This is a genomic window from Cohnella cellulosilytica (assembly GCF_042431195.1).
Lineage (GTDB): Bacteria > Bacillota > Bacilli > Paenibacillales > Paenibacillaceae > Cohnella > Cohnella cellulosilytica.
In genome coordinates this window covers 1-15,094 of record NZ_JBHMDN010000031.1, presented here as the reverse complement: position 1 = coordinate 15,094, position 15,094 = coordinate 1, and the positions used below count along the sequence as shown (strand labels likewise).

General features: G+C 45.1%; 15 protein-coding genes. 1 reads left to right on the top strand and 14 read right to left on the bottom strand.

Annotation, left to right across the window (positions count from 1 at the left end; translation table 11 throughout):
- Positions 1-31 precede the first annotated feature (31 nt).
- The 4 genes from ACFFT4_RS21770 to ACFFT4_RS21755 all read right to left on the bottom strand — a co-directional run bounded on the left by ACFFT4_RS21770 (position 32) and on the right by ACFFT4_RS21755 (position 3,416).
- Entirely contained in the window at positions 32-1,687 is a 1,656-nt protein-coding gene (locus ACFFT4_RS21770; protein ID WP_378050930.1) for an ABC transporter substrate-binding protein, read from the bottom strand.
- Positions 1,688-1,790: 103 nt separating this feature from the next.
- Positions 1,791-2,312: a nucleotidyltransferase family protein gene (locus ACFFT4_RS21765; RefSeq protein WP_378050929.1), complete on the bottom strand. Its 522-nt coding sequence runs from the start codon at positions 2,310-2,312 to the stop codon at positions 1,791-1,793.
- 139 nt (positions 2,313-2,451) lie between these two features.
- Entirely contained in the window at positions 2,452-2,856 is a 405-nt protein-coding gene (locus ACFFT4_RS21760) for a GNAT family N-acetyltransferase (RefSeq protein WP_378050928.1), read from the bottom strand.
- A gap of 50 nt (positions 2,857-2,906) precedes the next feature.
- The gene (locus tag ACFFT4_RS21755) at positions 2,907-3,416 is read right to left on the bottom strand and encodes a P-loop NTPase family protein (protein ID WP_378050927.1); all 510 of its coding nucleotides are present in this window, start codon (positions 3,414-3,416) and stop codon (positions 2,907-2,909) included.
- Between the two features lie 325 nt (positions 3,417-3,741).
- On the opposite strand from ACFFT4_RS21755, the gene ACFFT4_RS21750 reads away from it, so the two are divergent.
- Positions 3,742-4,317, top strand: coding sequence for a dihydrofolate reductase family protein (locus tag ACFFT4_RS21750; protein WP_378050926.1), 576 nt, complete (start codon positions 3,742-3,744; stop codon positions 4,315-4,317).
- A gap of 361 nt (positions 4,318-4,678) precedes the next feature.
- Here the strand turns inward: ACFFT4_RS21750 and ACFFT4_RS21745 are convergent, their stop codons facing one another.
- The 10 genes from ACFFT4_RS21745 to ACFFT4_RS21700 all read right to left on the bottom strand — a co-directional run bounded on the left by ACFFT4_RS21745 (position 4,679) and on the right by ACFFT4_RS21700 (position 14,842).
- Positions 4,679-5,104: an NUDIX hydrolase gene (locus tag ACFFT4_RS21745; RefSeq protein WP_378050925.1), complete on the bottom strand. Its 426-nt coding sequence runs from the start codon at positions 5,102-5,104 to the stop codon at positions 4,679-4,681.
- Positions 5,105-5,160: 56 nt separating this feature from the next.
- Entirely contained in the window at positions 5,161-5,718 is a 558-nt protein-coding gene (locus tag ACFFT4_RS21740) for a nucleoside/nucleotide kinase family protein (protein WP_378050924.1), read from the bottom strand.
- A gap of 514 nt (positions 5,719-6,232) precedes the next feature.
- Positions 6,233-6,361 carry a hypothetical protein gene (locus ACFFT4_RS21735; RefSeq protein WP_378050923.1) on the bottom strand — a complete coding sequence of 43 codons (129 nt, stop codon included), beginning with the start codon at positions 6,359-6,361 and terminating at the stop codon, positions 6,233-6,235.
- Positions 6,362-6,373: 12 nt separating this feature from the next.
- A complete protein-coding gene (locus tag ACFFT4_RS21730; protein WP_378050922.1) occupies positions 6,374-8,098 on the bottom strand; it encodes an ABC transporter ATP-binding protein in 1,725 nt (574 codons plus the stop codon).
- Positions 8,095-8,925, bottom strand: coding sequence for an ABC transporter ATP-binding protein (locus ACFFT4_RS21725; RefSeq protein WP_378050921.1), 831 nt, complete (start codon positions 8,923-8,925; stop codon positions 8,095-8,097). Before ACFFT4_RS21725 ends, ACFFT4_RS21730 begins: the two co-directional genes overlap by 4 nt.
- A gap of 9 nt (positions 8,926-8,934) precedes the next feature.
- Positions 8,935-9,948: a FecCD family ABC transporter permease gene (locus ACFFT4_RS21720; protein ID WP_378050920.1), complete on the bottom strand. Its 1,014-nt coding sequence runs from the start codon at positions 9,946-9,948 to the stop codon at positions 8,935-8,937.
- Positions 9,945-10,970, bottom strand: coding sequence for a FecCD family ABC transporter permease (locus ACFFT4_RS21715; RefSeq protein WP_378050919.1), 1,026 nt, complete (start codon positions 10,968-10,970; stop codon positions 9,945-9,947). The genes ACFFT4_RS21720 and ACFFT4_RS21715 overlap by 4 nt, the downstream gene beginning before the upstream one ends.
- Positions 10,971-10,986: 16 nt before the next feature.
- Positions 10,987-12,978: a helix-turn-helix domain-containing protein gene (locus ACFFT4_RS21710; RefSeq protein WP_378050918.1), complete on the bottom strand. Its 1,992-nt coding sequence runs from the start codon at positions 12,976-12,978 to the stop codon at positions 10,987-10,989.
- A gap of 547 nt (positions 12,979-13,525) precedes the next feature.
- Positions 13,526-14,062, bottom strand: coding sequence for a hypothetical protein (locus tag ACFFT4_RS21705; RefSeq protein ID WP_378050917.1), 537 nt, complete (start codon positions 14,060-14,062; stop codon positions 13,526-13,528).
- A 120-nt stretch (positions 14,063-14,182) separates the two neighbouring features.
- Complete coding sequence (locus ACFFT4_RS21700) at positions 14,183-14,842, bottom strand: hypothetical protein (RefSeq protein ID WP_378050916.1); 660 nt, start codon at positions 14,840-14,842, stop codon at positions 14,183-14,185.
- Positions 14,843-15,094: the final 252 nt, after the last annotated feature.

Sequence of the window (15,094 nt, the reverse complement as noted above, 5' to 3'; positions counted from 1 at the left end):
AGAAATAGGAATAAGTGCAGGTTACAACACATTATAGCTCACGAAATAACATATCCAACTCATGCAGCAACAGATTTTGTTGATAAGCTGTATAATCCACAATCGGATCCCCCGTCCGCACGTTTCTCGAGATGCAATACACCCTGTGATTCTGCACCGCCTTCAATCCCTGCCAGGCCTGCGACTGCTGAAGCCGCTCCCAGCCCATTTGCGATTGTCGATCCTTCATCACATTAACCAGCAGCATATCCGCTTCAAATGCCGTCAACGGCTCCGCATCAAAGCTTTCCATGTACTGGGTGTACTTGATCTGCTCTACCCCTTTGGCGCAGTTGAACTGTAAATCATCATATAAGACCGTCCCTGCTCTTTCCCCCCAAATTCTGATCCCCTTGGGAGACACATTCAGAATAAGCAACGTGCCCCGTCTGAAGAAATCGGGTACTTTTTCCCGAACGGCCTGCACTTTGTCGTCATACTGAGCGAGCCAGTTCTCCCCTTCCCGTTCTCTGTTCAGAAACTGGGCAGTCAGCCGTAAGTGGTCCCTCCAGTTTTCCTCAAACCATGGCAGAAATAATACAGGCGCGATTTGCAGCAATTTCTCCTTTTCCTCGTCAGGAACCAGCTCCGCCAAAGCGACAATTCGATCCGGACGGGCACGCATTAAAGCTTCTCTATTAAAATCATAATCGTGACTCAGAACCACTTTGACATCAAATCGGTATTTGTTGCGATAATGCTGGGTCCAGAAATGATCGATCGGGGCAGCAAACGGGATGATTTGCAAAGCAAGCAAATGATCGATATTGGGCCAACTGTAAGCGGCGACTTTGCTTTGCCGGTTCGCTTGGTAGATTTTCGGCGAAAAGCCGACATGTTTTTTAAATTGACTGCTGAAATACAAGGCGTCCTTGTAGCCTGTCTCATCCGCTACATGCTGCAGGGAATAGCCTTCCTCCATCAACCGTTTGGCTTGGTTCGTACGAACCTCCGCGAGATAACCCATCACGCTTTGACCGAATCTTTCTTTGAACGCCCTCATGAATGAATATCGATTCATACCCGCCGATTCGGCTAGCTGTTCGATCGTTATTTCATTGCGATAATGATGCTTTATATACTCGTGCGCTTGGTCCAGCATGGCCTCGCTTGGGCTGCTTTTCCTAAAGATCAGATGCAGAATATCCTGAAACCCGGCCTGACTGGCAAACCGATCTGCGGGATCGCCGGTGCCCCAGTGATCGGCGACTTTCTTGCAAAGGGTCATCAATTGGACGATGGATGAGGATACACTCGCCACTTCCGGACCCAATATCGCAAAATTTGAAGCCGGAGCGTGCTCCCCCCTGATCCATATTTCGAAATGAAACAAATATAAGAACTGCTTTCCTCCCGGCGGTGCATTCAACTCCACCCGCTGTCCAGAACGAATGATATGCACCGTGTCCGGATGCAGCGGGTAGAGCAAGCCGTCAATCACAATATTGCCATATCGGTGGACAGGCACAATGCAGATGTGCGAGGGAGCGGCCGCATACAGCAATTGATCGCTGGCGATTCCATATAATAAAGGATAAACGGAGAAGTCCTTCTCTATGGAAACCTCCACCAGTCTGATCCATGCGTTTTGAAGCAGCTCTATGTTCAGTGGTTTGATCGAGAGCGGGTCATGGGGATCCATCGTCATGGTGTGTCATTCCTTCAACAAAAAAGTAAAGATATTGTTTATTTTATTGATAACAATTCTCATTGTCAAAATCTCTGGCCTTATCCTATTGCAGGTTTTCCAATCACGCCCAAGGAATTACTTGAAGCTTTGTCCATATTCTTGTCCAACTTTCTATCTTTTTCTCATAGATTTGTTGAGTGATTTGAATCTTATTGGCTCGTACGATCATCCCAAACAAATCATTCAAACCATACGGAGCGTAAACATGCCATTGATCATCTTGTTTCCTTATCCCGATAGCGGTGGAAGTTGTCGGCCAGGTATTAATCGCGTCTTCCAGAGATGGATAGGGCTTAATCTCATATCCAAAATGATCTTTATACCACAGATGCACTCTTGCCTGATTCTTAATATCCAGCTTAATCGGTAAATTGCAAAAATGATTGTTAATGAGTTCAATATTCTTGTCCTCAGCTTCTTCACTAACATCACTATCATTAAAGTAAGCAAAATCAATATCTTTAATGCCATAGTCAAGCGGGAACTCGCACAAGTAATTCCATACGGTTTGGGCAATACATCCCGCGCCGATATAATAATTGTCAATCTTGAAATCCTGTGCTCTCAAAATCACATCATGCACGACCTTGTTCCGCGCGATAATCGTAGTTAAGACGTGTACTTGATCAGATAGATTCCGGTTATACGCATTTAGTAAAGGCATCTTGTGGCTCCCTCTATGCATATCAGATTTTCAACTCTTCGTATAAACGACAATGTCCTTATAGTTTTTTCACCAGTATCACTTCCAACGGCTCGTCCTCCAGTAGTAAACACCCTGAATCACGATATCCAAGCTTTCTATAAAAATGTTGCGCGTCTTCGTTGGACAAGGTGGAAGTCATGACTAATTTGAATCCTCTCTGTCTCATCAATTCTTCCCAATGGAGAACAACTTCTTTGCCGAATCCCCGTCCCCGGTAATCTTCATCAATCCATATCATATTCATAAAAGGGATGTTATCCCAAAAATGACCATACCTCATCCATCCGATTTCTTGATTTTGGTCCCTAAGAATAAAAATTTCATGTTCTCTAATCTTCGATCGTATTAGCAATCCATTGATATGTTTGTCCCTTTCAATTATGAATTGATAATCTTCCTGTGTTGCATATTCGATTTTCATGATATGACCTCTGTATTTTCTTTTTAATCATGCTAATTTCCGATCATTTATCATCGATTTACGCTCAAATACTTTGCAATTCGATTGATTATTTCTCTCTTATTTTTTATGATGATGGGCTCTTTGCCGCACTTCTTAACAAGCTCTATTACAGTTTTAACCTCATATTGATGGTTCCACTTCATTATCATCTTACCTAGATTTCTTAATGACTGCTTATAATTCCAAGGACGTACCCCAAGCCGGGACAAAATAAATCTCTTTATAATCCGATAATCTCTTACAAATACATTCGGATTAAGCAAAAAAACCATATCGGCTTTTCCAATTGAATCCAATGTCCAGTCTTTATACTGAACTCCCTCTACGATCCAAGCATCCGAGTTTATGACTACGCTAAAAGTCAAATCCCTTACTTCTTCTGGAAATCTCAAATTATCTGAACTTCTGTCCCAAATCATATTATCAATCTCATAGTAAGGTATTTCGTACTTTTCAGATAATTCCTTTGCAATTGTTGATTTCCCGCTCCCGCAAGATCCAATTATTCGGATTTTCATTGAGGCACTCCCGAACTCTAATGGATTTTTTGGTATTCCAATGATTTCTCATCCCGTTCTTGTGTTCGCGAAGTCCATGACCGCAGCGATTAGGGTGTCAGTTGATGCCACTTCTCTTATCTTATTGCATCAATAATTCCCTGTTCGGATAACTCTCTAGTTCTTTCTTTACCCTCCACATTAACAGACTCGCATGTCTGATAAAATACACTATAGTTTCCATAGCTGCAGCATCCCCCCCTTTCGTCAAAAGTACCACGTTGAATTCTGCTAAAATAGTTAATGTATAATGCGTATATCCCTCATGAACAAAGGAGAACTCAAAATGAGAAAACTCGTTCTATTTCTGCACGCATCGCTTGATGGTTTTGTAGAAGGACCGAATGGTCAAATGGATATTGGCTGGGTTTCCTACGATGCCGATTTGGAGAACCACGCGAAAGAAATTCTGAGTACTGCCGACACGGTCATTTGGGGACGTGGGACTTATCAGATGATGCACAGTTACTGGCCATCTGTGCCTTCGAACCCATCAGCTTCGCAGTATGAACGAAATCATGCCGAGTGGATCGAAAAGACAGCCAAAATCGTCTTTTCCACGACGCTAGAGAAAGTCGAATGGAATAATTCCAGACTCGTGAAAGAAAATGTCGAGGAAGAGATCAATAACCTTAAACAGCAGCCAGGCAAGGATATGGTCATCCTTGGCAGTCCCAGGTTCGCACATCACCTTATGCAGCTTGATTTAATTGATGAGTATAAAATTACGGTTTCTCCCGTCCTGATCGGCAAGGGATTGCCGTTATTCCAAGGTCTAAAGGAGAAGATCAATCTTAAGCTAATCGAAAACAAGACCTTTGATTCCGGAGCCCTAGGTCTCTTTTACCGGACGGTAAGATGACCTTGTCACATAAGCTAAGGGAAGACAATAGCTCAATTACCGCCTTTTCATACAAAGGCGGTTTATTTCTATACTACTATAATAACGGTCTTTAATTTCCCTTACCTCTTGGAAACGCCGCTAAACGAACACAGCCTTACTGCCCTCTGTTTGCCCTATTCGAAATGTTATTGGTTCTTTATGTCCTCAAATTCCATCATACAAATATGTCCTTTAAAATCTATTTCATCTATAAATAATTGTTGGTATTTAAACGTAGGTTTAATAGACCAATGAGACAGATCAGCATATTTACGCTTCATTCTTCACCCCGTCCATAGATTTGTCTGATCCTGCTGGCATACGGCTTCTTAAGATACTTTCAAATATTCATCTTATCATTAAACTCAATACAAAAAGGTTGTGTTTCAGGTCTTAAACAATACTCTATTCTTTGTCTGAAATCTTTCCATTTCACCTTTTCGAGTGCTTCTTTGATCGGGAAAAATCCAGACTCCAAGCTTTCGGATGTTTGAATTAACTCCCCACCAATAGGTTTTGCCAAGAAAAGTGTGTTGCAAATCGAATTTCCAACATTCTGAAATATCCCGCAGAACTTGATAATTTCGATGTCAATTCCTGATTCTTCTTTTGTCTCTCTTACCGCAGCATCGGTTAATGATTCCCCTTCTTCAACTTGGCCTCCGGGCATTTCCCAACCTCTTCTGGGTCCTTTGATAAGTAATATTTCGTTTTTATCATTTATTACTATCGCAGCTGCCGAAACGATATGCTTTGGTGGATTCATTTGCTTCACTCCTTTGCAACAAAATCAAGTATACTCCCTTAGCACCTTGGCACATGCTAATTGGCTCGTTTTTTAATCTCTTCAACAATCATATCCACTATTGCTTCAACTGAGGATGAACCGTCAATGGTAAAATCAGAATTTGGTTTTATGGTGCTTAATGCATTTATATAAGCGTTCCTACTTCGTATTAGGTAATGAATTAATTCGGCTTTGACTTCTTCTATAGATGCTTGAGCAAAATCCCTCAGAATCCTCCTTGCCATGGCGATATCTAATGGAGTATCAACAAAAACAGTAAAATTGATTAAATCATTCATTCCAAAATGAGCATATGCAAATGGATAGTCGACAAATATATAACTAAGAGGTTTTGCAGGAACGGTTAATAGTCTTTTCAGATCATTGATTAATGGCGTCAAATCCCATTCATTGGGATTCGCCCCTTTCTCCACCCATTCACAAATATCATCAGGTTGATTAGTAAATTCATAATTGTCAAAATATAGAGCTTCCGAATTATTCAATGTTTCAGCTAATTTCTTTGTTATAGTGGTTTTTCCACCACCCGATACTGCGGCAAGTGCAACTACAAACGGTTTAGGATTTTTCATTGTAATCCCTCATGTATTAAGAAATAGAGAAACATGTGAATATGGTGCTTGATGAAGTAACCCCCTCTTGAAAAGCTTACGATAGGTAAATATAAGCGGAGATAGACTCATTATACAGCTTTTCGAAGGAGATAATAGCCGTCCGACGTAGCGATTACCGAACGGTTATACGAAAAATGCTACAGATTCGGAGAGAGATATCCTCTTCGTTTGGCTCGTTCCGCCGCGTCTCTTCGCATGTCATCGTCGGATACAAACAAGACGTGTATGCGATCAATCATCCTGTTCTCCTTAACATCGTGCCGCATAAATAGAAATCGGACACCACCTTATTGGCAGTGTCCGTCGGCAAAGTCCATGGAAGCGACGTTAAGCAACTTAGAGTAACATCCGCCGCTTCCGCAATGTTCTCCAAATACGATGCGAATACGTTTGTTACTTGCGAAGCTTCTTTTTTTCTTGTAACGCTCTGACGCTGTCGATGCCGAGACCCGAGCGGACTCAACTTGTCTCCTTAGAATCCATGAAAGTCCGAACCGCCCGTCATGACCAACTCGTACTGGTGCGCCAACAGTCCTGCGGGAACGCCGCCAATAATCGTCAGATCGTATAGCACCTCATCTATCATTCCCGCCTTTCTCAATCCTCAAGCTCCTCAAGAGACCTGCGTTGCATATAAACGCGCATAAATGCCGCAGCGACCAAGCAATTCTTCGTGAGTTCCCATCTCGGCAATGCCTGTGCCTTCCAAGACGATAATCCGATCGGCATGGCGAATCGTGGATAACCGATGTGCAATAACCAACGTTGTACGATCTTTCGAGATCTCTTCAAGCGCCGCCTGAATATCCTGCTCCGTCTTCGTGTCGAGCGCCGATGTCGCCTCATCAAGAATCAGGATCGGCGCATTGCGCAGAATAGCCCGCGCAATCGATAGTCGCTGCTTCTGTCCGCCCGACAAACGCACTCCGCGTTCGCCAATCACCGTATCATACCCTTGTTCCATGTGCGTAATAAAATCATGCGCTTTGGCGGCTTGCGCTGCGGAGACTATCTCTTCCTGCGTCGCTCCTTTCCAACCATAAGCGATATTGTCATATACCGTCCCGTCAAACAAAAACGTATCTTGCAGGACCATCGAAATATTATCCCGTAAGCTGGCTAACGTCACATCACGAATATCAATGCCGTCTACTTGAATCGAGCCTGCTTGCGGGTCATAGAAACGATTAATCAGACTGGCTAATGACGTCTTCCCCACTCCGGTTGTTCCCACCAGAGCAACCGTCTGTCCCGGTTCAATGGACAGATTGAGCTGTTCCAATACGGGTATCCCATCCTGGTAAGCAAACGTTACATTCTGGAAGGAAACCCTTCCCTTTACACGCGGCAGAGTAACGGCATGACGCTTCTCTTGCACGTCTTCCTCCTCCTTCAACACATCAAATACACGTTTCAGACCGGCCTCAGCTCGACCTGCCAGTTCCACTAAATGTGAAAAAGACTTCACGGGATGATAAAACATCCCCAGATAGGCAACGAAACCGACAATGTCTGCTATATTCGCTTCACCTGTTGCGATCAACCGACCGCCAACAATAACAACGAGCACTGTTCCAAGCGCAGTCACAAACGTAAGCAGCGGCGCAGATGTTTCATTGAACAGGCTGGCGCGCAAATACGTTTTCGTATGCTTGAGCGCAAGACGGTTCACGTTGCCTTGCTCTTCCTCTTGACGATTAAAGATTTGGATTTCCTTGATTCCCGACAAATTTTCCTGTACCTTGCCTGCGATTTCACCTCGAACCTTGGAATTTTCACTCCACAAGGGCGACATTCGCTTACTCTGCCAAGCCGTAATCGCCAGCAATAAAGGAACGGTGATCAGACAGATTAACGCCAGTTTGACATTGATCGCAAGCAGCAAAATTCCTACTCCAGCGAACGTCAAGACATGGATAACAAAATCGGGAATCACATGCGCGATAAAAACTTCAGCCTCCATCGCATCATTCACAACACGCCCCGTCAAATCGCCTGTTCGATTTCGATTGAAATAACGCAGACTCATTTGCTGATATTTGCCATATAATCGTGTCCGCAAATCCGCCACATAGTGAAGTGCGGCGTAATGATTCATATAGCCTGCCAGTGAAGTGCCAATGGCTTGCAACAAAGTCGCTCCCAGCAGCAACAGACCGATCGTCAGCGCCTCTGCGGCAAAACGGGTACTGCCTTCCGTGGCCAACTGCGTCAGAGTGCGAAGCGCCCAGGGCAGATAAAATCCCGCAATCGTGGCGACTACGACACCCGCGAATCCAATTCCCAACTGCATCCAGTATTTTTTTGCGCCGATTAAAACACGCCACGCCGTCTTCATGTTGCCATCACCATCTTCTTCGCCTGCTGTTGCGTTTTGGATTCGCGCAGTAGCTGATAGGTCACGTACACGGGACGGCCCGTCCGGGGCTCCAGCATAATATCCGCATCGATGGCAAACACCTCACGCAATGTCTGTGCGGTCATCACCCGTTCAGGCGTTCCGCGCTCCACCACCTGCCCCTCGCGAATCGCGACCATGTAGTCAGAGAAACGCGCAGCCAGATTCAAATCATGCAGCACCATGACAATCGTCACCTGCTGACTGCGATTGAGCTCGTATAGCAGCTCCAGCACTTCCAGTTGGTGCGCCAAATCCAAGTATGTCGTGGGTTCGTCCAGTAAGATCAAATCCGTCTGCTGCGCCAGTGCCATCGCGATCCACACACGCTGTCGTTGCCCGCCCGATAACGTATCGACTTCGCGATGCTCAAACTCGGTTAACTTCGTTACCGTTAAAGCCCAGGCAACAATCTGATTGTCCTCTTTTGTCAGCTTGCCAAATCCTCTCTGGTGCGGGAAGCGTCCATACGCGACCAATTGCCCTACCGTCAGTCCGCTTGGCGCCGTTGGCGTTTGCGGCAAGATCGCCATCTGCTTCGCGACCTCTTTGGTCGGCAATGCACGAATATCTGCGCCGTTGAGATAGACCGTGCCATTCTTCGTCTTGAGCAGCCGCCCCAATGCTTTGAGCACCGTCGATTTCCCGCATCCATTCGGCCCGATAATCGACGTAATCTGTCCCCGAGGGATGTTCAGATCCAGTTTCTTGACAATGAGTGTTGCCTCATACGCAATATCGATTTGTTCCGCTGCAATACATTGCATGACGTCCTCCTAATTCGCTTTGGCTAATAGATAGAGAAAGTAGGGGACACTGATCACCGTTATGACAATCCCCGTCGGTACATCGCCACCCAGACTAATGGTACGCGTAATGGTATCGGCCAGCACTACGATCAATCCCCCCGCCAAGCTGGCAGCCGGAACGAGCAGCTTATGATCGGGCCCGACCAGTTTTCGCGCCATATGGGGAGCGATCAGTCCGACAAAAAAGAAACTGCCTCCTACAGCCACGCTGCCGGAGGATAGAGCCACAGCCGCAATCGATAAGCCTAAAAACTCCGGCTTTACCGCAAGCCCCAAACCCTCCGCTGTCTGATTGCCCAGATGGAGGGTGTTGAGTATTCGCGCTTTATAGAAGATATACACCAACAGCACCACAATCCATGGAGCGAGCAGGCTAATATATCGCCAATCATCCCCCCATAGGCTTCCCGCTGCCCAGCGCAGCATAAAGTCCATTTGGGTGTCATTCAGCTTCAGCGTCAAAAAAGTTGTCAGCCCGCCATACCCGCTGCCCAGCGCCACTCCGGTCAAAATGAGACCGATCGGCGAGATATCCCGCCCTCGGCGATACGACAGCAAGAAAATCAAACCTGCGGCCAAAAGTCCTCCGAGAAAAGCGAGCAAGGGCAAGACGATAAAGGAGTTGCTCCCCATCGACGCCACATACACAACAAAAATCAGCACAAACAAGCCCGATCCCGAACTGATTCCCAGCGTTCCCGGACTGGCCATGTCATTTCGCAGCAAGCTTTGCATCACTACACCCGCCGCTCCCATGCCAAGACCGACCAGAATGGACAATACAATCCGGGGAAGACGAAAGTCAAACACGATCAAGTTCTGCTTTTCGGTTCCTTTTCCGAGAAGCACATTCAGCACTTCCAACGGAGAAAGATTCATTTTGCCTGAGTTCACACTCACGACAGAAAAAATGACCATAAGCGCGAATAAAATGGCAATGACCACGATTCCCCGTTGAACCGTATAACGTTGCTTTGTCATTCAAACTCCCTCCTTTGCCTGCGGGCCAGGAAGAGAAAGAAAGGTACGCCGATGATGGAGAAAATAATACCGAGCGGTGTCTCAAACGGCTTGTTGATCAGTCGCCCGATCAGATCTGCCGAAACGGTAAGCAGCGCGCCATAAACAGCGGCGGCGGGAATAATATAGCGATAATCCACCCAGACCATATATCGGACAATATGCGGGGTAATCAGCCCGACAAAGCCGATTGGTCCTACCACAACAACGGAAATTCCCGTCAATACCAGGACAATCACTGTGGACAAGCCCTTAACCCATCGACTGCGGATGCCAAGCCCGCTAGCCGCATCCTCGCCCAAGCTTAATAATGTCACTGAGGGCGACAATGCAATCGCCAGCAGTACGCCGCCAAAGAACAAAGGAGAGATGATCAGCAGTTCCCCCCATTTCGCTCCTGCCGTGCTGCCGGCTGTCCAGAAGGCGAGCGCTCGTCCAAGGTTATAATTGATCGCCAGATACTGACTGAGCGCGCCAAACAACATCGAGATCGACAACCCTGCCAATACAAGCCGCTGCGGTGTCATCCCCCGTTTGCCCAGCGAGGCGATGAAGTAGGTCATGCCCGTCGCGAGCGCCGCGCCCAGGCAAGCGAATATCATCATTTGTCCATAGGTATGACCCGGCACAAACGCCAGACCAAGCGCAATCGCAAACGCTGCGCCGGAACTGATGCCCATTAGTCCCGAATCCGCCAGCGGATTCCGTGTTGTACCTTGCATAATTGCTCCGCACACCGCAAGGCTGCAGCCGACAACCAGATCGGCGACTGTACGCGGAAAGCGGAGCGTGAGAATAATTTGATGGTCGGTGAGCGTTGGATCAAATCGAAACAGAGCTTCCCATGCGGTCATTAAGCGCATATCGGCTGCGCCGAAGCTAATCGACGCCGCACACATGAGCACCATTAACCCAAGCCCAACCGCCATATAGAGCGTAAAATATGCCGCTCCACGGCGCTTTTGTTCAGGCCCGTTTTTCATTTCATATGCTTTCCTCTCAGCCTTGTGCGGATTCAATTAATCCATCCACAATTCTATCTATTTGCGCCATTGTCGAGTACACATCCCAATACCATGCAAGCGTATATGGAAGATAACTGATATTCCCTCTTATAACAGCTGGAACAGCCTCCCAAATTTCGTTGCTTCCAAAATCATCAATACCATGGATGGTATCTCCACCATCACCGATATAAATAATATATTCGCCGCAATAGTCAGGCAAAACTTCTATAGAAGGAAATCCCCACTGTTCCCCAAGCGTAAATACATCTTTTTCAATTGCAGGTGGAGGCGTAAGCCCTAAAGTATCGTATACTAACTTGCCGATTCCATATACATTCCCGCCGACCCAAGGATTCTGTATTGTCCCGCCCAGCACGGTAACGGTTGAATCGTATAGTCCGGCTTCTTCCAACCGTGTTTTCGCCTCTGCTATTTTATTGTGGTATTTTTCAATCGCTTGCCCTGCCTCTTTTTGTTTATTAAAGATTTCACCAAGCAGTTTAACTCGATCTTCTTTGGTCAACACGGTTTCATCCCATGTAAGGAAAATAGTCGGAGCTATTTTTGACATACTATCAAGTTTCTTTTCATTATCGACAATGATCAAGTCAGGATCGAACGTCATAATTTCTTCAGGTTCAAAGCTGTTTATAACCGTTATCCCTGTTGCCCTATCGGCATAGGCGGTATCCTTAAGCGAACCATTCACTTGCACACCTACCGGCGTTATACCTAATTCAAGCAAGTCTCCTGCTATAGAGGCCACGACCACCCGTTTCGGATTCATCGGCACCTCTACCTCTCCTTGCGGCGTTTGAACCACTCTTGTTTGCGCCCCCTGCTCGGCTCCATTGGTCTCGACATCAACGGTCATTTGAGCTTGCGTACTTGCCGGTGCCGGACTTGACGAACCTGTACTGGTCGGCGCTGCTGTTGAGCATGCCGATAACAACAACATTAGACTCATTGCTGCGGCTACGATCATTTCCTTGCTTCTTGCTTGTCCAAACATGCTTAACTCCCCGTCTCTTCGAGATTTGACCAGGTGATCCAGTCCTTTCTTATTGTAGAGACGTTGAGAATGATTATCAATTGTATAACCCTGCATCATCACCCCTAATTTTTTCCGATAGTCGCCCGGCGAAATGTTATAGTACCTCTTGAACATTCGAAACAGCGTATTTTCATCTACAAAACCACATCCGTCGGCTATCTCCCTCATTGTTGCATTTGTATTGATCAATTGATATCGAGCGGCCCCCAGTCTCTTCATCGTTAAATATTCCTGCGGGCTCTTGCCTTCCCTTTTCTTGAATAGCCTTGTCAGTTGCCCTCCACTAATTGCAAACATATCCGCAATGTCCTGAAACAAGATCGGCTGCATATAATGCTCATCCAAATACCGTTTAGCCGATAGGACAGGATCCGGTTGAAGAAACGATGGCTGCTCTTGCTCCAAATCCTTATATATTTCATGCATGGATTGAAAAAACAAATTTTTAGTATGAAAATGATTCATCGCCGTTGTACGACTCCAGTTGTCTATCATCTGCTCAAATAAATAAACCAGCCACACCGGATTGCTCGGCGCATAACCAAACTGCAACACAAATGGATTCACCTGCTCCAGCAAGCGCTGCAAGTCCTTCTTAAAGAAGGGCGGCGTCTCCGCCTTAAACAACACCATGTAACTTCTAAGTGCCGCCTCTTCAGGAGTGATGCTTAGCAAAGTTCCCTTTCCACCATGAAAAAGACCAAACCTTTCCATTGCGAAAGCCGTGTCGTTCAGTTGAACATGAGCAGTTCCACCATAAGCATAGACCAGCGTGCTGCTGGGCATTTTATATTGCCGCAGCGGTTGTTCAGGATAAATCGATTGGTGACGCACATCTATCAATGAAACGGAGGAACGTGTCCATATATATGCCATCGTTTCGAGCATTTCCGGTGTAAAGATTTGCATCGCTCCAGTTTCTTCTCGCATCTGTCCGCACTCCCTCGTCAAGCTTCTTACTCTGTATGGTAGTCCAAATGAATTTGATTATCAATATCATTTAGGAGGTGTTGATGTTCCCCAAAAAAGCTTGTCCGTAAAGGGAATGTGAGAGCTGCCGATCTCTCCAAGCTGATATCCGCCGATCAACTGCTCGGACAGCGACAGAACGAATTCCTATTTAAGAATGATTGGTTCGGCGAAGTTGCCGAGATATGAACCGTCTCGTCGCACAGTGCGCTTACCAAAGCAGAATCCTCCCGCTCCGATGGGCACTTCGGGCAAACCATTAGCAGACGTAAAACGGAACGGCGTATCAGTGGGAACGGCATTGTCGCTTTCATAAGATTGATGTCATTTCGTCTCTGTATTCCGACCAAATCAAAGTACTGCGTGGCGCACGCGAAAAAAACGAAGTGAGAGAACAAAGAAAACCCTTGTGGCACAAGGGCTGGAGGCATTTTGTGGGGTTCAAAAAACACTACGCATAATGCGATGTTATGCGCTGCTGTTGACACCTAAAAAAACTTATAATGCTTTAGTTACGCCAAGATTCAATTAATCTATTATCTCTATCAAAAGCTTTCACATTTTTGAAGGTAGTCATCAAATTTACTTCCTGTACGTCTTCATATGTCTTGGGCATTTTCATAATAAAAGTATTATTTACAGACTCCACCTCCTGATTTTCACCGTTTTCATATTCTATTAGAAATTTTTCAATGGGAAGCTCCGTATACAATACTCCCCAGATAAAGTTCCCTCTATCCTTCTTGGATTCTGCTCTTACCAGAAATGCAAGACCATTATCTGAACTTGCCGTCCATCCGGAACTTTGACTATCATTTTTGTAATAATATCTCCCATTCGTAAATCGATATACACCAAAAACATACTGAGTTTGATCAAGGTATAAAACTAATTTGTTAGCTTCGTCGTTATTGACTACTTCTATTGGCGTTTTCCATTGAGATTGAACAGCCTTATCCAAAGTGCTATATCCACGAATATCATTCCAAAAAAATAGAAGCACTATCGCAAGCGCGATACCACTAACAAATAGAATTTTCTTCATGTTTCACCTAAATTCTTTGATTTTCAGCTGTTTACTGGCAGAGGACGAGTGACAAATCCTGTCTCCTGCGATGTCCGAATACGAAATTCTATAACGACCTCGCTTCTTCGGACGACATCCTTAAATCATTGATTCCGCTATTGTAAAAATAAATTCTTGAGAAATATCTCTCCCCATAATTTCATATTGCAATGCCTTCCCATTGACATCTTCCTCGATCCAAATTAGTTGATTATATTCGATATTTGAGATATAGAATGCTTCATTTCCGCGTACATTTAATTGTTCGATTTTAGATTGTTTGCTGTTCGGTACTTGAATTCGACTTTTTGTTGTTCCGAATATTCGGAACGCATATGTTCCACAATCTGATGTTTGGTACGAAATATTGACGCCTACGAGCGTATTGTTAGGCCTGAGGTCTCGTACAACGACATTACTTCCAGTCCTCTCACTTTCTTCAATCATTCCATCGATTTCATGTGGTAATAAATTGTCAAATCCATAATATACTTGAATTTTATGCATTTCAGAGTAAATCGGAAACCGTGGTTGCCAAGGGGTTATTTTTTCTTTTAAACTTTCTAACCCTTCCCCCCAATCTCTTGCAACATAATTTGTTTGTTGAGTAAATTTGTTATCTACAGCGTCTGCGATATAGATAGCCTTCCCCTCGCCTGGATTTAATCCCCTAATAATTTTGTTAATAATATTTTCATCTTGAAGTGATTGAAATTGAATCTTTCCAATCATATCTCCTTTTTTGTTTCTTATCTCCACTACCTTCTCTCCTCCTCTTCTCAACAAAGCGTAAAATGATGCTATCAGATCCGCTGACTTTTTGATTAAACCTCACTTTTATTCATCATTATTATGTTCGACATAAATCTCTCCTACATATTCTGAAAGTTTCGTAAGTTTAACTCCTTAACTTGAGTGTTGCGAAAAATATGTTGTCGACGAAAGCCGGTTAAAGCCAGGATATTAGAAGGTTCGTCGAAAGAACGAATAGAAGAAGGACATCAACCTTGG

Excerpts from the sequence above, each read along its gene's own strand:
- ACFFT4_RS21770 (WP_378050930.1), bottom strand. The coding sequence starts at position 1,687 with ATGACGATGGATCCCCATGACCCGCTCTCGATCAAACCACTGAACATA.
- ACFFT4_RS21760 (WP_378050928.1), bottom strand. The coding sequence starts at position 2,856 with ATGAAAATCGAATATGCAACACAGGAAGATTATCAATTCATAATTGAA.
- ACFFT4_RS21755 (WP_378050927.1), bottom strand. The coding sequence starts at position 3,416 with ATGAAAATCCGAATAATTGGATCTTGCGGGAGCGGGAAATCAACAATT.
- ACFFT4_RS21750 (WP_378050926.1), top strand. The coding sequence starts at position 3,742 with ATGAGAAAACTCGTTCTATTTCTGCACGCATCGCTTGATGGTTTTGTA.
- ACFFT4_RS21745 (WP_378050925.1), bottom strand. The coding sequence starts at position 5,104 with ATGAATCCACCAAAGCATATCGTTTCGGCAGCTGCGATAGTAATAAAT.
- ACFFT4_RS21740 (WP_378050924.1), bottom strand. The coding sequence starts at position 5,718 with ATGAAAAATCCTAAACCGTTTGTAGTTGCACTTGCCGCAGTATCGGGT.
- ACFFT4_RS21730 (WP_378050922.1), bottom strand. The coding sequence starts at position 8,098 with ATGAAGACGGCGTGGCGTGTTTTAATCGGCGCAAAAAAATACTGGATG.
- ACFFT4_RS21725 (WP_378050921.1), bottom strand. The coding sequence starts at position 8,925 with ATGCAATGTATTGCAGCGGAACAAATCGATATTGCGTATGAGGCAACA.
- ACFFT4_RS21720 (WP_378050920.1), bottom strand. The coding sequence starts at position 9,948 with ATGACAAAGCAACGTTATACGGTTCAACGGGGAATCGTGGTCATTGCC.
- ACFFT4_RS21715 (WP_378050919.1), bottom strand. The coding sequence starts at position 10,970 with ATGAAAAACGGGCCTGAACAAAAGCGCCGTGGAGCGGCATATTTTACG.
- ACFFT4_RS21710 (WP_378050918.1), bottom strand. The coding sequence starts at position 12,978 with ATGCGAGAAGAAACTGGAGCGATGCAAATCTTTACACCGGAAATGCTC.
- ACFFT4_RS21705 (WP_378050917.1), bottom strand. The coding sequence starts at position 14,062 with ATGAAGAAAATTCTATTTGTTAGTGGTATCGCGCTTGCGATAGTGCTT.